General features: G+C 63.2%; 14 protein-coding genes and 1 pseudogene. 7 read left to right on the top strand and 8 right to left on the bottom strand.

Annotation, left to right across the window (positions count from 1 at the left end):
- Window positions 1-462: 462 nt before the first annotated feature.
- Together AC1DIQ_RS05170 and AC1DIQ_RS05165 are read left to right on the top strand one after the other, a co-directional pair.
- Entirely contained in the window at window positions 463-2,550 is a 2,088-nt protein-coding gene (locus AC1DIQ_RS05170) for an nSTAND1 domain-containing NTPase (RefSeq protein WP_478049553.1), read from the top strand.
- A 1,088-nt stretch (window positions 2,551-3,638) separates the two neighbouring features.
- The gene (locus tag AC1DIQ_RS05165) at window positions 3,639-4,253 is read left to right on the top strand and encodes a hypothetical protein (RefSeq protein ID WP_478049552.1); all 615 of its coding nucleotides are present in this window, start codon (window positions 3,639-3,641) and stop codon (window positions 4,251-4,253) included.
- Between the two features lie 28 nt (window positions 4,254-4,281).
- Here the strand turns inward: AC1DIQ_RS05165 and AC1DIQ_RS05160 are convergent, their stop codons facing one another.
- From AC1DIQ_RS05160 to AC1DIQ_RS05140, 5 genes and pseudogenes are all read right to left on the bottom strand, one after another.
- On the bottom strand, window positions 4,282-5,328 hold the full coding sequence (locus tag AC1DIQ_RS05160) for a hypothetical protein (protein WP_478049551.1): 1,047 nt from the start codon (window positions 5,326-5,328) through the stop codon (window positions 4,282-4,284).
- 50 nt (window positions 5,329-5,378) lie between these two features.
- A complete protein-coding gene (locus AC1DIQ_RS05155; protein WP_478049550.1) occupies window positions 5,379-6,131 on the bottom strand; it encodes a hypothetical protein in 753 nt (250 codons plus the stop codon).
- Entirely contained in the window at window positions 6,118-6,729 is a 612-nt protein-coding gene (locus AC1DIQ_RS05150; RefSeq protein ID WP_478049549.1) for a hypothetical protein, read from the bottom strand. Before AC1DIQ_RS05150 ends, AC1DIQ_RS05155 begins: the two co-directional genes overlap by 14 nt.
- Before the next feature lie 504 nt (window positions 6,730-7,233).
- Window positions 7,234-7,749, bottom strand: a pseudogene (locus AC1DIQ_RS05145) (site-specific integrase); the annotation flags it as partial.
- Window positions 7,750-8,041: 292 nt separating this feature from the next.
- Window positions 8,042-8,449 carry a hypothetical protein gene (locus AC1DIQ_RS05140; RefSeq protein WP_478049548.1) on the bottom strand — a complete coding sequence of 136 codons (408 nt, stop codon included), beginning with the start codon at window positions 8,447-8,449 and terminating at the stop codon, window positions 8,042-8,044.
- 40 nt (window positions 8,450-8,489) lie between these two features.
- Between AC1DIQ_RS05140 and AC1DIQ_RS05135 the strand changes: the two genes are divergently transcribed.
- The 4 genes from AC1DIQ_RS05135 (at window position 8,490) to AC1DIQ_RS05120 (ending at window position 18,447) form a co-directional block, all read left to right on the top strand.
- The gene (locus AC1DIQ_RS05135) at window positions 8,490-9,263 is read left to right on the top strand and encodes a hypothetical protein (RefSeq protein WP_152153206.1); all 774 of its coding nucleotides are present in this window, start codon (window positions 8,490-8,492) and stop codon (window positions 9,261-9,263) included.
- 208 nt (window positions 9,264-9,471) lie between these two features.
- Window positions 9,472-12,606: a hypothetical protein gene (locus AC1DIQ_RS05130; protein WP_478049547.1), complete on the top strand. Its 3,135-nt coding sequence runs from the start codon at window positions 9,472-9,474 to the stop codon at window positions 12,604-12,606.
- Window positions 12,494-18,190: a glycoside hydrolase family 94 protein gene (locus AC1DIQ_RS05125; RefSeq protein WP_478049546.1), complete on the top strand. Its 5,697-nt coding sequence runs from the start codon at window positions 12,494-12,496 to the stop codon at window positions 18,188-18,190. Before AC1DIQ_RS05130 ends, AC1DIQ_RS05125 begins: the two co-directional genes overlap by 113 nt.
- Window positions 18,187-18,447: a hypothetical protein gene (locus AC1DIQ_RS05120; RefSeq protein ID WP_478049545.1), complete on the top strand. Its 261-nt coding sequence runs from the start codon at window positions 18,187-18,189 to the stop codon at window positions 18,445-18,447. Before AC1DIQ_RS05125 ends, AC1DIQ_RS05120 begins: the two co-directional genes overlap by 4 nt.
- 95 nt (window positions 18,448-18,542) lie before the next feature.
- On the opposite strand, the gene AC1DIQ_RS05115 is transcribed toward AC1DIQ_RS05120, so the two are convergent.
- The 3 genes from AC1DIQ_RS05115 to AC1DIQ_RS05105 all read right to left on the bottom strand — a co-directional run bounded on the left by AC1DIQ_RS05115 (window position 18,543) and on the right by AC1DIQ_RS05105 (window position 23,193).
- Entirely contained in the window at window positions 18,543-19,271 is a 729-nt protein-coding gene (locus AC1DIQ_RS05115; RefSeq protein WP_478049544.1) for a hypothetical protein, read from the bottom strand.
- Between the two features lie 100 nt (window positions 19,272-19,371).
- Window positions 19,372-20,067, bottom strand: a complete 696-nt coding sequence (locus tag AC1DIQ_RS05110; protein ID WP_478049543.1) for a hypothetical protein — start codon at window positions 20,065-20,067, stop codon at window positions 19,372-19,374.
- A gap of 132 nt (window positions 20,068-20,199) precedes the next feature.
- Complete coding sequence (locus AC1DIQ_RS05105) at window positions 20,200-23,193, bottom strand: TonB-dependent receptor (RefSeq protein ID WP_478049542.1); 2,994 nt, start codon at window positions 23,191-23,193, stop codon at window positions 20,200-20,202.
- Between the two features lie 306 nt (window positions 23,194-23,499).
- Between AC1DIQ_RS05105 and AC1DIQ_RS05100 the strand changes: the two genes are divergently transcribed.
- The gene (locus AC1DIQ_RS05100) at window positions 23,500-25,053 is read left to right on the top strand and encodes a thioredoxin family protein (RefSeq protein ID WP_478049541.1); all 1,554 of its coding nucleotides are present in this window, start codon (window positions 23,500-23,502) and stop codon (window positions 25,051-25,053) included.
- The last annotated feature ends 11 nt before the right edge of the window (window positions 25,054-25,064 follow it).

The raw sequence follows: 25,064 nt of genomic DNA, 5'->3' as shown, positions 1-25,064 counted from the left end.
CGCACCTCGGCGTTGCGCCTGCGCCGCGATTCCACGCCGGGTGGGAGACGGTTGGTGGAAGCGGACATTTCTGGGCTCCATCGGTACGTGGGTGGCCGACGATGGCCAGCGTGCACAGTTGGACCCTTACTTGCCCCATACGAGGCAAATCAGGGGCTATGGCCCACGGGAATTCCCTAGGTCCGTGACCCTAGTGATAAGGGATCGTTATCAGGGGTAGGGCAGAGGTCTGCTACTGGCCGAAAGCGGAGGCGCCCGCACCTGGCAACACGACCAATAGTGCTAGCGTCCGCTCTGGACCCACAGCTGACCTCGGTAGCGAAAGCAAACGCCCGTAAGCTAGCTTTCCGTCTTCTGTAAGTATCAGCGAAGACTTGCCGTTCGCTAAGAACGTAGACGCTGCCATAGCGCAGTGCCATGATACTGGTTTGCTGTCAAACCACGCTCGAAGATGGAGGATCTGTGGCGATCAATTTTCATAGGGATGCAAGGCCGGCGTTTGATTCTGCCCAAGGGATAACTAAGGACGGTGCAACGCCCGCCCTGGAGTTGCTTTCAGAGGGATTTCAAGTAACGTGGTTTCGCGAAAACTCTTTGAACGTCTGGCTGGCAATCGTCAAGCCATCTGCCGAGGTAGCCGATCACTTCGGCCTCCGACAAGAGTGTTTCGTCATCGGTAATGGCCATTCATCCGACTTCCATCAGAGAACGCTGAATCTTTCTCCACCGGCAAACCTTATTGATCGACTCGATGGGACTGTCCGAATTGTTACATCCGACGCTCCGATTGCCGATGCATTCTGCGCAGCATGGGCGCAAAGAAATAGATCGACTGTTGTTTTAATGCGCTTGCAAGGGCTAGAAACGGCACCTTCGGCCAAGGAGCGACTGTATTCACTCCTGAGCTCTTCTTTGTGGCGTCGCGACTTTTTCGCAGAAGCGGAGCCAGTGCGTGATCCAAGCGAATTTTTTGGTCGTCAGCTGGTTGTCAATGAGCTGCTTGCCAAAGTAATAAATGGGGCGCCTGTCGCTGTTTTTGGCCTCAGAAAAATAGGTAAAAGCTCGTTGCTAGGCAGATTGGAAGATCTTCTCACCGATGACGATTCGGCCATTACTGCCACGGCATTTCTCAGAGGCAACACTACATCAATAACAGCGGGGCGGTGGTGGCATCTCGCACAAACGCTAGTCCAAGCATGGCAATCCAAGCTTCAACAATTGGCAAAAGATTTAGAATCAAAAGTTCACGCCAAAGCCGAGAAGCTAACCAGCCTCATTTCCAAGCGAACAAGCGATGAACGCCTGCTGGCGGATGCATTTGAAAAAGATATTGCATCGCTTTTGAAATCTGCGAGGGCTCTTAAGACCGCAACTGGAAGGGATTCGGTTAGGCTAGTATTTATCCTTGATGAGTGTGATTATCTTTACCCTCATTTGGCGAAAGATGGTTTCTGGCGGAATGATTTTTTTTCATTCTGGAACACTCTCCAATCAATAAAGCGAGGCCTCGATTCGCCTGCGGAACTGGTCTACCTGCTTGGCGGCGTGAACCCTTCTGGTGTGGAGCAGGGTGCGTTGGAGGATCAACCGAATCCTTTGTATGAAATGCAACGGATGTACTTGGGCCCGATGACTCAACCCGAAGCTAACTCCTTACTGACCGGCCTGGGCGGCCGTATGGGTCTAACTTTTGAATCAGAGTCGCTAGATAAAATTTACGAATTGGTGGGCGGGCACCCGCTACTACTACGCAGACTCGGAACCGCAGTTCATGACTTATTTCCCGGGCGCTCTGCAAGAAAACAAATCGACAAGAAAGATATCAGCAAGGCATTTGAGCGCCGCAAGAGAGATCTTTTCAATCAGGTAGCGTGGTTTCTAGAGCACTTGGGCAAGGTGGCTCCTGATGAAGAGCGATTGCTTCGGGATATTGCAATGGGAGGGGCGCAGGCCTATGCGGAAATCTGGGGTGACGACGAGTTCAGAGAAACCTTTGCTTTTCACCTAGAGCGATATGGCCTCATAGAGTTTCACAATGAACTCCCGGAAGTGTCTCTTTCTTTGATTCGTGAGGCCTTACAGAAGCCAGCTGCAAGTGAATACGTAGAACAGAAGCGACAATTGAAAGATGCCATCGAGGCAATTGAGATAGCAGTGCGCATTCGCCTAAAGGTTGACTTGGAGAAAAACAGGCTGCCACTTGAAGCCGTAAATTGCGCGGTTAATGCAATTCCCTCAAATGCAAAGAATAGATCACTCTCCCGCCAAGATCTCCTAGATCTAGGCGACTTGACAGGGGTTGGTGCAGTCCTCGATTCTTTGAACTGGGGAGATTATGAGATTCTGCTGGAAAAGTTCTACGAAGAAATAGATTGGACTGGAGAGAATCTCACAAAAGAGGAACGGCTGCTTACTGTGAAGACGTCGTTCTCGGATGCTCATCTTGTTCGGCACAATAACGATCACATGCTTAGAGGCATGATCGAGAAAGAGGGTTATCACAACGTCTATGAGCGTTTCAGGAAGGTCAGAGAGATGCTTTCCGCATAAACTAATTATTGATTACCCCCTCCCGCGCGAATCGGATTTTCTTAATACCGTGAAGCCGTGGTTCAATACCAGCAATTTTTTACGAAATAGGAACCTGCTCGAAGGTTGCCCTCACATGAGGGACCACCTCTGGCCGAAAGCAGTCGTGGGCTCGACATGGCAGCATCCGAACTGGAGCGGAGACTCCGCGCAACGCACGATATAGGGAAAACCAGTGGACAGCCGTGAGCTTGTTGTGCACCTTGAGTCGTCGCATAAGGACGTCACGTCGCCAGAGTTGATGCGTGGGGCCATCAAAGCTGGGCTCCGCTGGCCAACTCCCTATTGGCCAGAGTTGACCGTTCGGTGGATTGAAGACGGGGCAAGCTTGGACAGCGAACTGGTCAACCTGGTAGATCCGGTGGCTGCCAACGAACATTTTCCGCAGAGTCTTCGTCATCGCACTTTTGCGCTAGCCCGACGGTTCGACAGAGCCCAAGGGGCCCAGTAGCCTGATGGTTATCTAATGGATTGCTTCCGACCTGAAGCGGACATCAGCCAGTGCTTCCGGCGCGGCCTCCCATGAAGATGTCCGCTTCTGGCCGAGAGCGGACCTTTGCCCAGTGGGTAGGCTAGGATTAGGAAGATTTATCGGGGGTAAGGAGAGCGGATTTTCGCTCCGAAGCGGACGTCCGAATCAAGATTTACGCCCTGATGGACGACCAAACGGCGGGCCTTCCATAACCACGAGCTGAGCAATGGTTGGCCGCACTGGTTCGCGCCGAACAGTTTTGAATGGCGCAGGATGCTTTTGTACAGGAGACTTGGCAGCGTGTCCTAAAACGCAATCCACTCAGACAGGATGGACTGGCTGCGAGGCAACCGCTTTCATCGAGCACGGAGGAATCGCGTCTGCGACAATGATTGAGCGCTTGGTGGAATCTGGAGCAGATCATGGCGAGGAAGAGTGACACCCCCATTGGGGTCGCCGACATAGGTGAGTTCTTGGCAACCCAGGACGATACGATCTGCGCGTTTTCCGCGCTCACGGCGATAACCGCATCGACTTGGCAATCGAGTGCAAGAGTCTGAGTCCGTCGTTTCCGCTGTTGATCTCACGGATCCGCCGCATTCCGGAGGAGAGCTACCATCAGGTCATATGGTCACATGACGACGATGACTCCAGCGGCCCGTTCCGGGTCCCTGGGCTGGACGCCAACGCGCGGACCGCCAGCCTCCGCAATGAGGATTCGCTATACCCGGCAGGCGAGTTCGTTGGCAAGGCCACGACCCAGATCGGCCGGAATGACAAGGGCCAGTTTGTATCGGGTGATGGGCAAGTGTTCGACAAGTGGAGCCAGGCGCTGGCTTCGGCCGCCGACTTGGTGTTCGATGCTACCGAGCATCACGCGGATAGCGAGAACGGCTTCTGCAACACCTTCATTTGCCCGGTACTGGTCGTGCCCGATGGCACGCTCTGGGTCGTCGACTACGAGGATGATGGCGCGGTACGCGGCGATCCGCGGCAGATCGACGAGGCGACCCTGTTCGTCGGGCGTGAGTACTGGGGGATCGTGAGCCACCCCGGCTACACAATCAGCCATCTGCATTTCTGCTCCCGATCCGGAATCGTGGCGCTGCTTGGCCGGGTCGCCGGTGATCAGTTGCTTTGGGAGAGCGTGTTCCCGGTCGGTCCGATTCTGGCGTCGGTGGCCGGGGACTGATGCAGGCTACCGGCGCTTGCCCCGCGTATCAGCCTCTTTCTGTGGTTTCGATCAACACGATGGAGACTCCAGGGATTTCTTCATCCTGCCCGATCTCCGGCGCGAACTCGCCGGGCGGCACACGGTCGCCTCCGTTGCGTACCTGGCCAAGGGTTCGCAGCAGCAGCGATTGCATCTGGTTACGCTCCGATCCCGGCACCACCTGGATGCCATCGCCGGACAGGCAACTGGTCATGAAACTTAGGGTGGACATGAGGGGATCACCCGCGGCACGTGAGGGACCTTGCAAGCCGACCCGACGCCGGTTGAAAACGTTGCGCAGTCCATGTGCCAGCAAGTCCCAGACGACCTGGCTCCAGTTGCTCGGATCCAGGTCGAGATCGTCCTCGAACGGGCGGCCGCTAACGCCGACGACGAAGCGGAGCAGTTCGGTGGAGAATGGGAAGCACGGGAAGAGCTTCTGGCTTGGAGGGCACGTGGTCATGCAATACGTGCCCGGCCATCCCAGCAGCCCTGATGCCGAAAGTCCGCCGGTGCCATCATCGAGTAGCAAGTACTGCGCACCGCCGTGAGCCAATTTCGGGGTCACGTCGCGCTGCTGCCCATCGAGCGGGGCGCCCGTCTGGAAGTATTCGAATGGCGGCCACGATTGATACAGCCGCAGTTGTACCTGCTCGTTCGCGCCCACGGCATGTCCTGCTGCACCGCACCACTTGGCCTGCAACAGCAGTGCATTGCTGCGCGCGGCCTGCTGAGCCGCGTTGTAGTGCCGATGGACCAGCAGAATGTCGCCGAGTTCGCAGCCCTTGACGCCTTTCCCCGTCCGAACCAACGGGCGTTGATGGCAGAAAACCGAGGTCACCGTGCATGTGAGCCCGTACGGGTTGAGGATGCCGCGCAAGGTGTTGGCGATGTAGGGTGTGCCCTCTTGCACCAGCATGGCCACGATATCCGGTTCCTGCGGCTTCTTCGGCCTGGACTTGACGAGGGCTGCGTGCATGGAGATGCGGAGTGCTTGCTCGAAGCCGGCAGTGGCGTAGGAACTGTGATCCAGAAGCAAACGTTCAAGCGTCATCAGTCATATCCATTGAGGTTCACGTCCACTCTAACGGTTGAGACGTCGTTCTAGATGTTTGTGTTAAGGAGGATGTTCTCAACAAGATCCGAGATGAACTCCTCGGCGGAAACAACGACGAAGACCTTTCCAGAGGGATGGGCTGCTGAATTTCGCTTGCCCAGCTTCTCTTCAAGAAGTTTTAGGGTCTCACCGCTAATCAATTTCGCTGCCCGAGCAATTTTAATAACATCGGATTCCTTCAGATCGGCGAAGTCAGTTCGATTGACGATAGGACGCTTAAAGTTGTGAGTTCCCACTTGGGTATTGAACTGGGCTAGACCTTTCGCGTAGATGCGGTCCACGACGTCACTGTAGGCCAGGTTCCACGCCATGATCAGGGCGCCGCGGTACGCCTTGTATCCGAAACAGATCAGTGCTTCCTCCAAGTACGCGCGATTGTTCTTGTCAGTAATGCGCGGAAGGAGGTCGTTCAGCAGCTTCGTAGTCATCGCACTTGATCGGCGAATTGGGTAGCTCATTTGCAGGCTTTGTCGAGCCGATGCAGAAAGCCTGTAACCCAACTTGTCCTTAATGATTCTTGCGGGCTTCTTAGCTACCAGCTTCGTGAGAGTAGAGGCAATATTCGCCGGTCTTGGGAGATGCGTCTTGTCGAAGCAGCTCCCAATGTCGCCCGTTGAGAAGCGTTCCTTACCCTCGGCTTCGTGCAGGTACCACGCAAACACTTCCGTTTGCGTGGGAATGCCCTTCTTGGCGAAATCGCTTATCGAGGCCGTCCAGTGACTGATATCACTCGGTGCCATTCAGCATCTCGAGAACAATGTTTTCGCCAATGTGATTGATGGTGCTTGTGCCAGGCGTAGACCCGGCCCCCATCTGCGTACGGCGCTTGTGGCGCAGGTCCCTGATCGGCCCCGAGGGATCTTTCGGTACAGTCCACTGCAGATGCCGGAATGCCGTAAAGAAGTGATCTTGGGCGAGGTCAGTGATGCCGCGTGTGTGCTTGTACCAGTAAGCAACTACCAGGTATTTCTGGAGAACTTGCTTCGGAGTTGCCTGCGCGACGAATTCTTTTAACGTGGGTGAGACGTCGGTGAAATTGATCTCCAAGATATTCGGAGTCGGCGCCTTCCTTGGTGTCCTTGGAACACGGGTGCTCGTGCTCTCGATGACACCTTCTTCTTCGCCTTCTTCCGACTCTTCATCGAACTCTTCATCGCTCTGATTGCCAGACCCGATGTACATGGGCCTAGCCGCAGACGGCGAAACGCCGCGATTCAATGCTGCCGCGATGCTCTTCAAACTTTCCTGGATGCTTTGGTCACTGCCCTCGACCTCGAACTCAACGAGGCGAATTTTCACCCTGCCCACCTTTTCGGGGGCTTTCGTTTGCTTTGCCATCTAATGCTCCTTGCGAATCCGGCCTACGTACCAGTCTCTCCGTCCCCATAAAGCGCTTTGCCTCTTTGCGAGGCCTAGTCTAGAGCAGTTCATGGATTGCTTGGCAAATGTCCGATTCGGAACGGTGCAGCGCTCGCAGGTGAGGGGTCATCCCGTCGCCACGTCGGCGAGGCTTGCCGTGGAAGTGGGTGGCACATGTCTTTGAGCTATCTAAGCGCATCCCTGAAATCCCTCCGCCCAGGCTCGGCGGGTAGCTGGCACATCGGGCCGCAGCTCGCCTGCCCAAACGGGAAGGGCCGGAATGAAAAGGCTAACCCGTTGTTTTTCTTTGTTCCGGGGCAGGGGAGGGCTCGAACCCGTCGTCAGGTTGTCGGGGGATTTTTAGCCCGCTGTACGGGGAGTGCGCATGGTCATGCCCGCTGCTACCTAGCGGAAGCACGGGCAGAGAGCGAACAAGGAAGGTCTTTGGGGTAAGCATGCCCTGGTTCACGGCATCGCCGGCAGTTAGTCTTCTAGCAAGCTGGCAGCTGGATTCGCGGACGCGCCTCCGGTCTGGAAGTATCCAATCACACTAGACACCGACCGGTGCTCAGTCAGTTGCATGATTGCCGGCAGTGACACCCCTGGTGACTGGCTTCGGTCACGAACCCCGACCGCAGGCTGTGCCCGCCAAAATCGCCCTCCAACCCGGCCAGACGGGCCCGCCGCTGCACGATCTCGCCGACCGCGGCCGGGCGCCCGCTGTTTCCACAGTCGCCGGAAGATCGCCCCTTCGGTGATCCCGGCTGCGTCCAGCCAGTCCTTCAGGGCGAGGCCGGCCCGATCGAGCACCGGCTTATCCGGTGTCGACGTGGCCGTGACGCCGGCTTGCTGCGTCTTGCTGTGCACCAGCCGGTAGATATAGCCCGCCTCGCCAACCCGACGCAGGTCGCGAAGATCGGCGGCAGCGATCTCGCTGCGCCGGCGCCCGCCACTGGCAAACCCGAAGCAGAGTAGGGCACGATCGCAGATCCCTCGAACAAAAGAAGTAATTGCAGCTTTACGTGGCGCCAAGTTGCAGATTTACCTGCTTCGTCTTCACCAGCGCCAGCCGGAGCCGACAAAGCGTCGGATGGTTCGATACGCCATTTCGCATAATGTATATTATGTAAAGCCACCGGCGGCCGCAGTGAGGTACCTCGTGGGCCTGCTCAAGCTCCTACTGGCATCGCTCTTGTCTCATCGCGGCTCCACGGAAAAACGAGCTTTGATGCACGGGCCACGACCTGACCGGCCCCACCTTGATCGCCATAGGCGTCACCCCTACACGCCGTTACTTGCAGGCGGCGTAGACCTTGTCGTCCATCTGCCGACTAAGCTCAAACGAACGCTTGATGCCAGCTGCACGGTAGACCGCGTCCCGATGATCTTTGGCTGCTTGGCAGCGATCAGGCTCTTTGTACTGGCTGACCACGACACCCCTGACACCACCACCAGACGATGCCTGGTAAGACTGCCGTTGATCACGCTGACGCATGTCCTGCCGTATACGCTCCAGGCGCAGCTGGTTTTCGTATGTGTCGTATTGCGGCGTGGCATCCCACGTCTTTTGGGGCGCGCTGTTGGCGCACGGTGCAGATTGGTAACTGGTCTTCCCACCTTCAACGCACTTATGCACCTGCTGTGCAGATGCCGAGCCGGCAGCCATAGCCGCCAGCAACAGAATAGCTCTCACGTCCATGTAGCCCCCTATAGCTGAGGGCATCATAGCTCCCGCGGCCGTGACCGGTCACATCGAACCGAGCTGCAAGGCTGCTGCCAGGCGCTTCACAGGACGCAAGCGGTTCAAGGGCGATGATGAGTATCAGCGTGATTACATGCGTCGACTCGACCGGATCAGCCTCAACGTGCTTCAGAACCTGCTTCATTTCGCCCCACTGATAACCGCAGCCATGACCTGCGTGACGGCGTTGATCTGGGTCGTCTACCTGAATTTCTTCCTGCGCAGCTACCGCCGCCAGCAGCGTCCTTCCATCCTGATCACGTCGGGCGCGGGCAAGGACCTGGATGCGCACTGCTTCGTGACCAATCTGGGACTTGAACCGGTCTACCTGCTCGATGTGGTCATCGACCTGATTGAGCCTACTGGGAAGGTGGTCCGCGCGATCATTCCCGAACGCACAGAGCGTTGGAGCCAAGCGATTCCCGGCGACGACGACGATGTCCGCCGTGCGACCAACGTGGGTGCGCTCAGCAGCGGCGGCGAACGAGACCTGGGCCGATTCCGGACCTTGATCGAGCGCGCCAGCATGGAGAACCCCGACATCGCCGCCGAGAACGCCTTCACCAGTCTGGAAGTCACCGTGGTGACGGTCACGGCGAGCCAGGCAGAGCTGTGTGGCGCTTCGCGCTGCTACCGCATCGAGCAACGCGCCGGTGGCAACGCTCGACTGAGAGCAAGAACCATCAAAGCACGCCAGCTGCAGGGGTACTTTGCGCGCCGTAGTCTGACTCGCCTGTTGACTGACCAGTTGAAGTCCTTGGATACAGCGTAATCCCATTCACGCCCCTCGTTGTGGTGGGTAGTCGGCACTGCCCTGCCCTCGAACCTAGAGGCCGCTGACGATTGACGGCCGCACTGTACCGACGGCCTGAGGTTGCGCCACGGCCACCCGGGCTGCTCGATCTCTCCCCGACCTTCACAACTACCACGCCACCCCGAATGCAACTATGAAGGCCGCGACCTGCCCCCCTCGGTAAACCATGCTCCACTTTCGTCGTCTTTTTGGTCGTTGGCTCCGCCTGCGTCGTCTTGTCCGTTGGCGTTGGCGGGAGCGCCAGGCCTCGGTTCCGGCCATCGAAGCCACCGAGGTTCCCCTGCGTGCCGCGCTGTACAGCGTTGAACAGATGGAGGTGTACGGCCGCGCACTCGCGCGCCAGCACCGGGTGAGGATGCGACCTGGCGCAGAGCGCCTGCTCGATCGCCTGCAGGCCAACGAACGTGTCCTGGAAGATGCCAACACGCTGCTGAGCAACGTAGTGCGCGAACAGCGGCCGGTGACCCCGGCCGGGGAATGGCTGCTCGACAACTACTACCTGATCGAAGAACAGATCCAGACCGCGCGACGCCACCTGCCGCGCGGCTACAGCCGGCAGTTGCCTTCGCTGGTGGCCGGCCCCTCGGCCGGGTTGCCGCGCGTGTATGAGCTGTCGATGCAGGCCATCGCGCATGGCGATGGCCGCATTGACGGCGATACGCTGGGCCGCTTCATCGCCTCGTACCAGTCGCTGGCGCCGCTGAGCCTAGGCGAACTGTGGGCCGTTCCGATCATGCTGCGCCTGGCCCTGCTGGAGAATCTGCGGCGCATGGCGGCGCGGGTGATGCGCGACGGGACGGACCGTGACCTGGCTGCCCAATGGGCGGACAGCCTCAACCGCGCGGCGTCCGACACCCCGACCGATGTCGTCCTCGTGGTGGCCGACATGGCGCGCTCCGAGCCGCCCTTGACCGGCGCTTTCATCGCCGAGCTGACCCGGTCGCTGCAGGGGCGCGGCGGTGCGTGGGCCATGCCCATCGCCTGGCTGGAACAGTGGGCCGCCGCGGCCGGGCAGCGCATCGACGAACTGGTCGCCGCAGAGGGGCAGCAGCAGGCGGCCGATCAGGTCTCCATCGGCAACAGCATCGGCAGCCTGCGATTCCTCTCCACCATGGATTGGCGCACCTTTGTCGAAGACATGAGTGTGGTCGAACAGCGGCTGCGGGAAGACCCGATGGCCGTCTATCCGCAGATGGATTTCGGCACCCGCGACGCCTATCGCCATGTCGTGGAGAAGATCGCGCGCGGCAGCCGCGTTGCGGAAGAACGCGTTGCGACCATCGCGATGGATCTGGCGCGGGCGGCTGCGCCGCTTGATGGGCCACGTACGCACGTGGGCTATTGGCTCGTGGGCGAAGGCGTGGACGCCACCGTGGCCGCGGTGGCCGAGGCGGCACCGCGCCACCGCAAGGCCAGGCGACTGGCGCATCGCGTGCCCCTCGCCCTGTACCTGCTGCCGATCGCCCTGCTGGCGGTGGTGGCCACCGCTGGCCTGCTGGCCTCGGGTAGTGGCTCGGTACCCGTCTGGCTGGCCGCGCTGTTCGGGCTGCTGGTGTTCAGCGAGCTGGGCATCGTCCTGGTGAACTGGACGGCGACGGTACTGGTCACGCCCAGGCCGCTGCCCAAGCTCGATTTCAGCGAAGGCATCCCGGCCGCCTGCTCCACCGTGGTCGCAGTCCCCTCGATGCTGTCCAGTATCGACGGCATCGATGTCCTGACCGAAGCGCTGGAGGTCCGCTTCCTGGCCAACCGCGATCCCCAGCTGCGCTTCGTGCTGCTGACGGACTTTCTCGACGCCGCGGCAGCCGAGACGCCGACGGACGACACCCTGCTCGCGCACGCCGTGGAGCGGATCGAGGAATTGAACAGTCGCTATGCGGCTGAGCGCGGCGATCGCTTCTACCTGCTGCACCGCCCCAGGCAATGGAACCCGGGTGAAGGGGTGTGGATGGGGCACGAGCGCAAGCGCGGCAAGCTGGCAGCCCTCAATGCCCTGCTCCGCCAGGGCAATGCGGCCGCGTTCATGCGCACCGTCGGTGACACGGCCGCCTTGGTCGGCGTCCGCTACGTCATCACCCTGGATTCGGACACGCAGCTTCCGCGGGATGCCGCACGCGCCTTCGTCGCCACCCTGGCGCACCCGCTCAACCGCCCGCGCTTCGATCCGGCGCTGCAACGCGTGGTGGAGGGCTACGGCATCCTGCAGCCCAGTGTCGGCACCAGTCTCGGCACGCGCCGGACCTCGCGGTTTGCCCGGATGTTCGGCAGCGAGCCCGGCATCGATCCGTACTCGCGCATGGTCTCGGATGTCTACCAGGACCTGTTCGACGAAGGCTCGTTCGTGGGTAAAGGCATCTATGACGTCGAAGCGTTCGAGCATGCGCTTGAGGGCCGTCTGCCCGAGAACCGTATCCTCAGCCATGATCTGCTGGAAGGCTGCTATGCACGTGCCGGCCTGGTCAGCGATGTGCGCCTGTACGAGGACTATCCCGAACGCTACGCCGCCGATGCCAAGCGCCGTGCGCGTTGGATCCGCGGCGACTGGCAGCTGCTGCCCTGGTTGATGCCGTGGACACCGCGCCCGGGATCGGGCTGGGAACGCAACCGGCTCAGCCTGCTGTCGCGCGGCAAGTTGCTGGACAACCTGCGCCGGAGCCTGGTGCCGATCGCTGCCTTGGCCTTGCTGGTGGCGGGTTGGCTGTATGCCGAAAGCCCGGCTGCGTGGACGGCATGGGTGCTGGCACTGTGGTTCGCGCCGCCGTTGATCGGCATGCTGCGCGATGCGCTGAGCGTTCCGGACGACACCCCGCTGGAAGCGCACTACATCATGGTCGGGCGCGGCACGCTGCAGTCGTTGCTGCGCGCGGCCACCCAGGTCGCGTGTCTGCCCTACGAAGCGTTGCTGGCCGGTGGGGCGGTGCTGCGCACGCTCTGGCGCATGACCGTCACCCGCCGCCACCTGCTGCAATGGAACCCCTCCAGCGAAGTCGAGCGCCGCCTCGGCAGCGACCGCGGCGCGGAATGGCGGGTGATGGCGCCGGCATCGTTGCTGGCAATTGCGCTGGCGGCCGTTGTGGCCAGCGTGGCTCCGCAGGCGCTGCCTGTCGCCCTGCCCCTGCTGTTGGCGTGGGTCTTCGCCCCCGCCTTGATGGCGTGGCTGGGCCGGCCGCCGGCCGCCGGCCGCAAGCGTGGCCGAACTTTCCGTGACACAGCGGGCATTCCTGGGCCGGCTGGCGCGGCGCACCTGGTCGTTCTTCCAGGCGTGGGTGCGCGAGCAGGATCATTGGCTGCCGCCAGATAACATCCAGGAGCATCCAACCCTGGTGGTGGCGCGGCGCACCTCGCCGACCAACATCGGCCTGTCGCTGCTGGCCAATCTGTCTGCGTGGGATTTCGGCTGGCTGCAGCAGGGCGCAGTCGCGGAACGTACCGCGCTCACGTTCGATACGCTGGACCAGCTGCCGCGACACCGCGGCCACTTCCTGAACTGGTACGACACCGAAACCCTGGCGCCGCTGCAGCCGCGCTATGTCTCCACCGTGGACAGCGGCAACCTGGCCGGCCACCTGCTGACGCTGCGCCAAGGCCTCCTCGCGCTGGTGGATGCGCCAGTGCTGGCGCCACATACCTTCGACGGCCTGGCCGATACGCTCGGCGTGCTGGAAGAAGAACGGCAGCGCTATCGCCCTGCTGACGCGCCACTGGACGAGGCACTCAACCACCTTCGCCAGCGCCTGGCCTCAACGCGTACCGATCCACCCCGTGGCACGGCGCAGCTGCTCGCCCGGTTGCAGGAGCTGGCCGGTCTGGCCGACGCCGTACTGGCGCAATGGCCGGCACCGGAGTCGCCCGAGGAAGGTGCGCTGCACTGGCCGGCCCTGTTCGCTGCCGAATGCCATGCCGCCCACGCAACACTTGCCAACCTCCCGGCCGATGCCGGCGCGGACGATGAGGCGCCGGTGCCCAGCCTGCGCCAGCTGGCCGCCCTGCCCGGTTCCGCCGGTGCGGACGCGCGCGCGCGCATCGAGCAGCTGCAGGCGCTGGCGCACCGCGCCGGGCAGTTCTCGCTGATGGAGTACGGGTTCCTGTTCTACCGCACCCGCAACCTGCTCTCGATCGGCTACAACGTCGACGACCATCGCCTCGACAACAGCTTCTACGACTTGCTGGCGTCCGAAGCGCGGCTGTGCGCCTTCGTCGCCATCGCCCAGGGCCAGTTGTCACAGGAGAGCTGGTTCGCGCTCGGGCGGATGCTCACCGAGGTCAACGGCACCCCGACGCTGTTGTCGTGGAGTGGCTCGATGTTCGAGTACCTCATGCCGCAGCTGGTGATGCCCAGCTATCCGGATACGCTGCTCGACCAGACTGCGCGGCATGCGGTCGAGGCACAGATCGTCTACGGCCGTACCTTGAACCTGCCGTGGGGCGTGTCCGAGTCCGGCTATAACGCGGTCGATGCCCGCCTGAACTACCAGTACCGCGCGTTCGGCGTGCCCGGGTTGGGGCTCAAGCGCGGCCTCGGTCAGGATCGGGTCATCGCGCCCTATGCCAGCATGATGGCGCTGATGGTGGCGCCAGAGGCGGCGTGCCAGAACCTCCAGGCACTCGAAGGGTTGGGGTTCTCCGGGCGCTTTGGCATGTACGAAGCGATCGACTACACCCCCGCCCGGCTACCGCCGGGGCAGGATCACGTGCTGCTGCGCTCGTTCATGGCCCACCACCAGGGTATGGGCCTGCTGTCGCTGGATTACCTGTTGCGCGACCAGCCGATGCAGCGCCGTTTCGTTGCCGATACCGAGTTCCAGGCCACCTTGCTGCTGCTGCAGGAACGCATCCCGCGCATCGGCGTGTTCCATCCGCATGAGGTCGAAGCCCTGGGCGAGCACTCGGCCATGGCCGAGCACGAGACCTCCCTGCGCGTCCTGCGCGACCCGGCTGGCCCGCGCCCGGAAGTGCAGTTGCTCTCCAATGGGCGCTACCACGGGATGCTGACCCATGCCGGCGGCGGGTACAGCCGCCACGGCGACCTGTCACTCACCCGCTGGCGCGAAGACGGCACCACCGATGCCTGGGGCACGTTCTGCTACCTGCGCGACGTGGACAGCGGCGAGTTCTGGTCTGCCGCCTACCAGCCCACCTGCGTGCCGCTGGACCATTACGAGGCGATCTTCTCCGACGCCAAGGCAGAGTTCCGTGGTGCCCGCCGCGGCTGCGAGAGTCATCTGCAGGTCGCCATTTCCGCCGAGGACGACATCGAGCTCAGGCGCCTGCGCCTGACCAACCGCGGCCGTCGCCAGCGCACGGTGGAGATCACCACCTATGCCGAAGTGGTGCTGGCGCCCGCAGCCTCCGACGATGCGCACCCGGCCTTCAGCAACCTCTTCGTGCAGAGCGAGATCCTGGCAGCCAAGCAGGCCGTGCTCTGCACGCGCCGGCCACGTTCGCACGACGAAGTGCCACCGTGGATGTTCCATCTGGTCGCGGTGCATGACGCCGAGGTCGTGTCGATCTCCTACGAAACCGACCGTGCGCGCTTCCTGGGCCGTGGCAACACGCCGCGGACGCCGCAGGCGTTGACCACCGATATCGACCTCTCCGGCACGGACGGCTCGGTGCTCGACCCGATCGTGGCCATCCGCGTGCGGGTGGTGCTGGAGCCCGAGCAGACCGTGCAGCTGGACATGGTGTATGGCATCGGTGCCGACCGCCCCGGGTGCGAGGCGATGGTCGACAAGTACCGTGATCGCCGCCTGGCGGACCGTGTCTTCGACCTGTCCTGGACACACAGCCAGGTAGTGCGCCGGCAGATCAACGCCAGCCAGGCCGAGGCCTCGTTGTACGAGCGCCTGGCCAGCCACGTGCTGTATGCCAATCCGCTGCTGCGCGCGGGCGACGCCGTCCTGCAGCAGAACCAGCGCGGACAATCCGGGCTGTGGGGCCATGCCATCTCGGGCGACCTGCCCATCGTCCTGCTCAAAGTCACCGACGCAGAGAACATAGAACTGGTCAGGCAGCTGGTGCAGGCGCATGCGTATTGGCGCCAGAAAGGACTCAACACCGACCTGGTCATCTGGAACGACAGCAAGGCAGGCTATCGGCAGGAACTGCAGGACCAGATTCTGGGGATGGTGGCCGCCAGTTCGGAGACCGGCCTGCTGGATCGCCCCGGCGGCATCTTCGTGCGGCCGGTGCAGAACATGAGCCACGAGGACCGCATTCTCTTGCAGGCGGTGGCACGGGTAGTGCTCAGCGACGAGGACGGCACGCTGGCCGCCCAGGTGGGGCGCCAGCCGCTGCCCGTGCGACGCATTCCGGCCCTGGTGCCGCAGGCGGAGCAACAGGACCTGGCACTGTCGATGGAACAGACGCCAGGGCTTCCCGTCGTCGCCGACCCGGGCGCCGAACCCGGGCTGCCGCCGGGTGCCGAGCACGACGAAGAGGTGGACGACCCGTGGCCGTTCCTTCCGTACCGCGGCGCGGGCCGTTTCGACAACGGCACCGGCAGTTTCAGCGAGGACGGCCGCGAGTACGTAGTCGTGGTGCGCGAAGGTGCCCCGACCCCGGCGCCTTGGGCGAACGTGATCGCGAACGCCCGCCTGGGCACGGTCGTCAGCGAAAGTGCACCGGGCTATACGTGGTTCGAGAATGCACACGAATTCCGCTTGACGCCCTGGCTCAACGATCCGGTGTCTGATACGGGTGGCGAAGCCTTCTACGTGCGCGACGAGGACACCGGCCGTGTCTGGTCGCCGATGCCGCTGCCGTGCCGGGGCACCGGCGCGTACCGGACGCGCCATGGATTCGGCTACACCGTCTATGAGCATATCGAGGACGGTATCGTCAGCGAGTTGTGGGTCTTCGTCGACGTCACCGCCCCGCTGAAGTTCTCGGTCCTGCGCTTGCACAACCTCTCGGGCAGGCCGCGGCGGCTGTCGGCCATCGGCTACGTTGAGTGGGTCATGGGTGACCTGCGCCCGAAATCGCGCATGCACGTGGTCACCGAACGCGACCCGCAGACCGGGGCGCTGATGGCGCGCAACAGTTACAGCACCGAGTTCGGCGGCCGGATTGCCTTCTTCGACACCGATGCCGAGGGCTGCGGCTGGACCTGCGATCGCCTGGAGTTCATCGGCCGCAACGGCGGCCTGCACGCACCGGCCGCGTTGCGTCGCGAACGTCTGGATTCGCGGGCGGGTGCAGGCCTGGATCCCTGCGCGGCGATCCAGGTGCCGCTGGAGCTGGCGCCGGGCGACCGCAGTGAAACCACGTTCCGCCTGGGCGCGGGGCGCGACCGCGAGGAAACGCTGGCGTTGGCCCGAAGCCGCCAAGGCAATCAGGAAGCCATTGATGCGCTGGACGCCGTGCGCATCCACTGGCGCAATGTGCTGGCCACGGTGCAGGTACGCACGCCGGACCCGGCGTTCGACGCACTGGCCAATGGGTGGCTGGTCTACCAGACCCTGGGCTGCCGTTACCTGGCGCGCAGTGGCTACTACCAGTCAGGCGGCGCGTTCGGCTTCCGCGACCAGCTGCAGGACGCACTTGCTCTTGTACACGCGCGCCCGGACCTGACCCGCGAACACCTGCTGCTCTGCGCGGCACACCAGTTCACCGAAGGCGATGTGATGCACTGGTGGCACCCGCCGCAAGGTCGCGGCGTGCGCACCCGCTGCTCGGACGATTATCTGTGGTTGCCACAGGGCGCATGCCGCTACCTGGAGGTCACCGGCGACGCCAGCGTGCTGGACGAAGTGGTTGGCTTCATCGAGGGGCGCGCGGTGACCCCGGAAGAGGAAGGCTACTACGACATGCCCACCCTTTCGGCACAGCGCGGGACACTGTATACGCACTGCGTCGTCGCGCTGGAACGCGGGTGCCGGTTGCTCGGCGAGCGTGGGCTTCCGTTGATGGGGAGCGGCGATTGGAACGATGGCATGAACCGCGTCGGCGACCAGCAGCGCGGTGAAAGTGTGTGGCTCGGGTTCTTCCTGCATGACACGCTTCGCCGGTTCGTCGGGCTGGCCAATGCGCGCGGCGATGCCGCCCGTGCGCAATGGTGCGAAGAACAGGCCCAACGCCTGCGTCAGAACCTCGAACAGCATGCTTGGGACGGCGCGTGGTATCGCCGTGCCTGGTTCGACAACGGCGCCATGTTGGGCTCGTCACAGAATCAGGAGTGCCGCATCGATTCGATCTCCCAGAGCTGGTCGGTGCTGTCAGGCGTGGCCGCACCGGAGCGCGCCACCCAGGCACTGGATTCGCTGTACACGCATCTGGTGCGAAAGGACGCCAAGCTGATCCAGCTCCTCGACCCGCCGTTCGACCAGACCACGGAGGACCCCGGTTACATTCGGGGTTACGTCCCAGGCGTGCGTGAGAACGGCGGCCAGTACACCCACGCGGCGGTGTGGGCGGCGATGGCATTCGCACAACAGGGAGATGCGGTGCGTGCCTGGGAGCTGGCCGGCATGATCAACCCCCTCAACCACGCGCTGGACCCGGAGGCGGTCCAGACCTACCGCGTCGAACCCTATGTGTTGGCGGCCGATGTCTACGCGGTGTCGCCGCACGTCGGGCGCGGCGGCTGGACGTGGTACACCGGCTCGGCCGGCTGGATGTATCGCCTGCTGGTGGAATCCCTGCTCGGCATCCGTCGCGACGGCGATCGTCTGTCACTTGAACCGTGCCTGCCCGATCACTGGCCGTCATTCGAATTGAGCTACCGCTTCGGGCGCAGCCTGTATGAGTTCGTCGTGACCCGCACGGCGCAGGGTCAGCCGACACTGCATGTGGATGACGTCCTGCAGCCGGACCTCAGCGTCCTGCTCCGCGACGACGGCCATTACTACCGTGTCGCGCTTGATCTGGATGCACCGCCGGGATGAACGTGCGTCCCGACATACAGCTGCAGCTCGATGCGCTGGCCGACATGCTGGCCCACTGGGTGGCGCGCGTGCGCCATCCGGCGCAGTTCTGGCCGCAGTTCGACGTACTGGCGGCAGAGATTCTGGACCAATGCGTGCACACGGAAAGGGACCATGCGCACGCGTGCATCCAGGCCATGCTCAAGGAGCATGGGCTTGAGCTGCCGCCGGGGCACGCGCGTGATGACAGCGTGCAGCCGGGGAAGCAAGAAGAGTGATGGCCAGTACTGGCTTAGGCGCCCAGCAGCAACGACATTGCATGCACCGGGGCCAGCTTTCCCTGGAAAGAAGATGGTGGTCGAAGGGTGTCTTGCTACTGTCCGAGGGCGTGTTCGCCCTGAAGGGCCGATTCGAGCAGATTGACATACGTCTCGACTCGGACGCGCAGCCCGATCAGAAGCCAACCCGCCGCATACATAAGCACCATCATCCAGATGAGAAGCCCGGCAACCAGGTTCACATCGAACGCTGATGCCCAATCACCCCACACCCAGTTACGGAACTGCAGATACAGTGCAACCAGCACCGGAAATACTCCCAGTCGTTGGAATCCTCCGTACACAAGTCCCATTCGCTCATTCATGCGATCTCTCAGCGCACCCGCGAATCTCAGCATCTCCTCACTTTGGCTACGCGGAAATCCTCGGATTTCAGCAACCAGCTGCCGCCAGTAAGCAAAATCGAAATCCATTTCCGCGGCATGCGTCAATCGCGGCTTGAGAAGCTGAGGTAGTTCTCGCTTTGCCAGCAGAAAGAGATGGACCGCAAATCCAGCCAGTTCCACGACCACGCAAGCGGTCAAGGCGGTTGATGCAGTCTGTACAGCAAGCAGTCGTGGGTGCAGTGCGCCGACGAGCAAGCCAATGCCGGCAGCACCCACTGCGATCCATAACGACGCACGTTCCACCCGAGAAGGCTTCGGGTACAGGCTATGCGCCACGTAGGCAGCAACCTTCTGGTGCAGCCATGAAAAGCTGAGCTCCCGCTCGGCATCCGTATCTTCTGCTGCAGGGTCTGCCGCCGGTTCCATCATCGCGTCCATTGCTGATCTACCGAGCCATCCATGCCAAGGCCAGATCATAGCGCGGGATGCTCCACCCTATTGCGGTACGTCTCCATCCCGATAGCCGCCAATTGAGCTGTCAACGTACCCAGTACACCGCCTTCAACGCCTCGGCCAAGCGTGACGCCGCGTCCGCCTGCGTAAACGGCGGCACCTTCGGCGGATCGTATACCTCGGGTCGGGTCCCGGCCACGACGAGGTCGATGGCATAGCAACTGCCATCGCGTACCGCCCGATAGCTCTCCGCGTTGACGTAGTGGCTCATCGCCGCATCACCCACGGTGAAGTGCGTGAACGGGACGCCGCCGATATCCACCGGTGCCGAGGCGGCAGGACCGCTCGCTTCTGCTGGCGTATCCAGGCAGGTGCGGACCGATGCGACGTTGTCGCTGCGCCCGATCCGCAACTCCCCGGCAGTAACACGATCCGAACCCTCCAGCACCAGCGCCACCAGCGGTGTGCCCACGCTGTCCGGCGAAGCAAACAGCTTCCATGTGGGCGACGCCAGGTACGCGCGCTGGAAGTCGTGCTCCACCCGCACCCCTGCAACCGGGCCAACCGCGATGCCTGACGCCCCTTCCTGATACATGGGGGACGGGTGTACGGCCGTGGTTGACGCCGGCCCGGGATCAGCCGCCTTCGCTGCCCCCGGGTCCGCGCCGTTGGGCGACACGATCGGGGCGGCATCGCCCTGACCCTGCGGCGAACAGGCGCAGAGCAGCATCGTCAAACCGACCGCGGCCAACCCTGCCTTGATTCGGATCTGGTTCTGCATGAGAGGCTCCACTGGCAATGGCCCCAGACTGCATCGCCCACCGTTAACGGCGCGCCACGTTCTCCGTGAAACGCGCCCACGCCAACGCAAGCAGGCAGGGGTTCCCTCCCCAGCCCGCCCCGCCCTCCTCCCTCAGTAGTCATAGCTCACGCTGACCCGCAGCGATCGCGGCGCCTGCCTGATGGTCGCTGCGCCATACAGCGGATCGGGCTGGCCCGGATCCAGCTCGGAGTACGGCGACTCCCACAGCGCCACCTGACTGTTGAACACGTTGAAGACGTCCAGATTGAAGCCCAGCCGCCCCTCGGCCACCGCGGGGCGGTAGGACACGCCCAGGTCCAGCTGCTTCAGCCACGGCAGGCGCCCCTGGCTGCCCGGAGGCGCCGGCTGCCCGTTGTAGAAGTGATACGCGATGCCATAGCCGGAAGGGTCTTCGAAGTCCGGCCCATACGAGCCCAGCGCACTGAACGGAGAGCCGGAGAGCACCTTGAGATTGGCCGAGACCAGCCACTCCGGCGTCAGCTGGTAATAGCCGTGCAGCTTGAACTGATGGGTGTGATCGTTGCTCTGCGGTCCGTTGGTGTGCTCCATCAGCTGGGCGTAATCCCACGCCTGGGTCGTCGACACGGCGGTCTGGCCGATGCCGGAGAGCAGCTGCCCTTCGGTGGTGCCGTAGCTGCGCGACCAGGTGTAGTCGCCGCGGGCATACCAGCGGCCATCAAACGGATGCTCCAGCGAGAGGTTCACCGCGTAGTAGTTACGCTTGAACTGCGGGAAGCCCATTTCCGCGTTGCTCAGCGGGACGGTCACGTAATTGCCGCCGGTGTCGACCAGATTGAAGGTGTTGGCGCGCCCGGGGTTGATCAGCCAGCAGCTGACCGGGTTGCTGTCCTTGGTCACGTTGTAGCCCAGGCTGCTGGCCTTGCCGAGCACCGCATCGATATCGCAGTAGTCGTCCACGCCGCTGCGCAGCACGCGGTAGGTCGCCTTGGCCCCGTACACCCAGTTCTGGCCCAGTGCCTTGCTGAAGCCGAGGATGAACTCGTCCTGGTAGGACGGCTCGATGCCGGAGGTCGCCACCGTCTTCGCATCCGGCAGCAGGCCGTAGTTGTTGTTGGCCGACACCGCGCCGGAGAACTGGGTGAGGTCGGTCGGGTAGCCGTTGCTGTCGATGCCGCCGTAGGTGTCGTACGTCGAGGTGGCAAGCGTCGCACCCGCCGCATTGAAGGCCGGGTTCAGCGGCAGTGCGAGGTAGTAGCGCCCCACGTTGCCGAACACCTTGAACCGCCCATCGCCATCGACGTCCCAGCTGAACCCAAGACGTGGCGCCCACTGACCGCTGGTCTGCTTGATGTAGGCATCGCCATCGCGGTTGAAGTTGGTGAACTGATCCAGGCGCAGGCCGAGGTTGAGCAGCAGGCGATCGGTCACCTGCCAGTTGTCTTCGATGTACTGCGCCCGCTGCGACGCACGCACCGAGGCCAGCGCACTGTAGATGTACTGCCGCACGTAGTAGCCGTCTTCGCCATTGCGGATGCCGCCGGTGGCCGGCACGCCCAGGCCGGTGTTGATCGGCACGTTCGGGTTGGACTGCCCGTAGATCCAGTAGTAGCCATCGGCCGAGGCGACCGAGCCACGGTTCAAGGCACGGGCGTTCTGGTTGTCGATGCCGACGGTGATGCTGTGGTCGCCCCACACGTAGTTGGCATCCAGCCGCAGGTTGTTGCTGCGGTTGCCCCGGTCCGGGTTGACCAGCAGCGAGGTGGTCTGCGCATTGGTGATCGGCACACCACCGGTCAGGGCCGGGTTCTGCAGCGTGGGGCTGTTGATGTACGTCAGGCTGCCGTCGTAGGCCGGGTTGCCGATGTAGTCATCCGTGCGCATTTCGCCGTACTGCGCGCTGACAGTGAGCCGATCGGTGAGGTACCCGGTGTACTTGGCCGTCCACAGGTCGCCACCTGTTTTGGTGGTGTCTTCCTTGCCGCGCTGGGCGCCACGGGTGAGCGTGTCGTAGTCGTAGGCGAAGATGTCGCCCCGGAAGACGTTGCGACTGGAGGCGCCGGTCACTTCGAGCAGGTGGTTGTCGGTGATGTTCCAATCCACCTTGGCGTACCAGCGCGGGCGCTCGTACTCGTAATTGGAATACGCATTGGTGGCCTCGACATTCTTGACGTCGGTGCCCTCGCGGCGCTCCAGCTCGTAGGAGCCAAAGAAGAACAGCCGGTCTTCGATCAGCGGGCCTCCAGCGTAGATGCTCTGCGTGCTGACCCACTCGCGGTCCTTGCTCTCCGGCGCATACAGCGCACCGTCACCCGGATACCGCACGTCATCTTTGTCCGAACGCGCTGACGCCGGTTCCCAGGTCGCCTGGCCACCGAAGTGCCACGCGTTGGTGCCGCGCTTGCCGACCGCATTGATCACGCCGCCATCGGAGCGGCCGTACTTGGCGCTGTAGCCGCCGGTATAGATTTCCTGCTGGTCGATGCTGCCGTAGGGCAATGTCAGGCCGCCCAGGCCGCGCAGTGGGTCGGTGCTGTTGAAGCCGTTGATGTAGTACGCGTTCTCTGCGGCAGACGAACCGCCGAAGCTCACCAGCTGGGCGCCGGTCGGGCCGGCATACGTGCCGTTGCCGCTGTTGCCGATCACGCCGGGCGCGAGCTGGGCAATGGCCTCGGCCGAGCGGCCCAGCGGCAGCCGTTGCAGCTGCTCGGCCGTGATCACGGTGCGCGAATCCACGCTGCTGACATCGATGGCCGCCGCGGCGCGGTCGGCGCTGACCTGGACGCCATCCAGCCGGGTGACCTCGGCGAAGGAGACCTCGGTGCTGGTGCCGACGGTGAGCGCGACGTTCTGCCGGGTCTGCAGCACGTTGCCGTCGGCATCACGCGCCTCCACCGAGTAACGACCAAGCGGCAGCTGGGGGATGGTGTAACGACCGCGCGCGTCCACCGTCACTTCACGGGTAAGGCCGGTGTCGCTGCGAACGAACATGCGCTGCGCCGATGCAGGCGCCTGACCGGCGATCGCGCCGGTGGTGGACTGTGCATGTACCAAGGGAGATGCGGTGGCGAGCAACACCGCCACTGCCAGCAGGTGCGGGCGCAGGGAAGAACGAGCTATTGTCATCGTGGGGCAATCGGTAGTGGGGGAAGCGATTTCATTAATCCCGCTCCTGCCCCAATGCAGAAATGCGCAGGCGTTATGTCGTGTTCGCCGATGGCGATATCGCGTGCGACCCAACCATGACATTCGTCACCGCGCGAGCGGCATGGCAACGCTACGCAGGCGAAGCGCGCAGGCTGGCTGCACGCGCCTTATCACGGCAAGGCCTGCCGTCATGAGCAATCCGAATCAAGGGGATGCGGCCGGAGCTGCCCACGCTTCCTACAATCAGGCACGCCTCCTGCCCTGCCTCCCCTTCTGGATTCCTCAATGCGCCTTGCTCTGTCCCTTGGTCTGCTGGGTGTGGTCACCCTGCTACCTGCCTGCACCCCTGCCCCCGCCCCCGCTGCCACCGCCACGCCTGCTGCGACCGGGCAGGCGCCTGCGGAAATTGCCTGGCGCCACGGCGACGTGGACGACGCCTTCGCCGAGGCGCGCGACAGCGGCAAACCGGTGCTGCTGTACTGGGGCGCGGTGTGGTGCCCGCCCTGCAACCAGCTCAAGGCCACGCTGTTCAAGGATCCGGCCTTCATCGCGCTGACCCGGCAGTACGTGCCCGTCTATCTGGATGGCGACGAAGAAGGCGCGCAGGCCTGGGGCGAGCGCTTCGGCGTGCGCGGCTACCCGACGCTGATCGTGCTCGACCCCGAGCGCAACGAGCTCACCCGCCTGGCCGGTGGCAACGACAGTGAAGCGCTGACCCGCGCACTCACCCTGGCCGCCGGCCGCCGCACGGCCGTCAGCGAGGTGCTGCAGCACGCCCTGAGCACACCCGGGGACGTCAGCGCCGACGACTGGCGCGTGCTCGGCGATTACGGCTGGGAAGTGGATGCCAATCGCCTCGCCGGTGATCGTGATGCAGCGTCATTGCTGCAGCAACTGGCCAAGGCGGCGCCCGAGCCTGCGCTGCAGCGGCGGTTCGCGTTACTGGCGCTCGGCGCCGGCAAGCCGGACAAGACACCCACACCGGCGCAACGCACCCGCACCCGCACCCTGCTCGATGCCGTTCTTGCAGCACCCGCGGAGGTCCGGGCCAATCGTGACCTGCTCGGCTACCAAGGCCCTGCCCTGGTGGCGCTGGCCAGTGCCACGCCGGAACAGGCGCAGCAGCTGGGAGTGCAGCTGCTCAAGGCGCTGGATGCCGCCGACCACGCACTCGGCGACAAGGCCGATGCGCGGCTGGGCACGGTGATCACCGAACTCGCCCTGCAGCGCCAGCAGCACCCCGACCAGGCCATTCCGGCCGCGCTGAAGACAAGGGCGACGCAACGCGTCGCGGCCGCCGATGCGGCCGCGACCACGCCGCACGAGCGCCAAGCGACGATCAGCACCGCGGTGTACGTGCTGCGCCAGATCAACGACGACGCTGCGGCAGAGAAACTGCTGCTCGCCGAGCTTGATCGGAGTGAGACGCCGTACTACTACATGCCTGAATTGGCCGACCTTGCCGAAGAACGCGGCGACAAGGCTTCGGCCATCGCCTGGCTGCACAAGGCCTACCAGGGCGCACAGGGGCCGGCCACCCGCGTGCAGTGGGGCGTGCTGTACGTGGAGGGCCTGCTGCGCCTGAGCCCGGATGATGCGGCGGCGATCGAGACCGCCACGGGCGAGGTGATCGCCGATCTCGCCGTGCAGCCGGCCGGCTACCACCAGCGCACCCGCCAGCGCTTCGAACGGCTCGGTACCGCATTGCAGGCGTGGAGCCGCGAGCATCACGGCGCGGAGAGCCTCAGCCGGCTGCAGGCGCGGATGACCGCAACGTGCGCAAAGGCGGCCACCTCGGACGACGGCAGTGCGGGCTGCCAGGGGTGGCTGAAAAGCTGATGCGGGGCGTC

Source organism: Stenotrophomonas sp. 05L413 (assembly GCF_056397945.1).
This window is presented reverse-complemented; position numbering and strand designations above follow the sequence as displayed.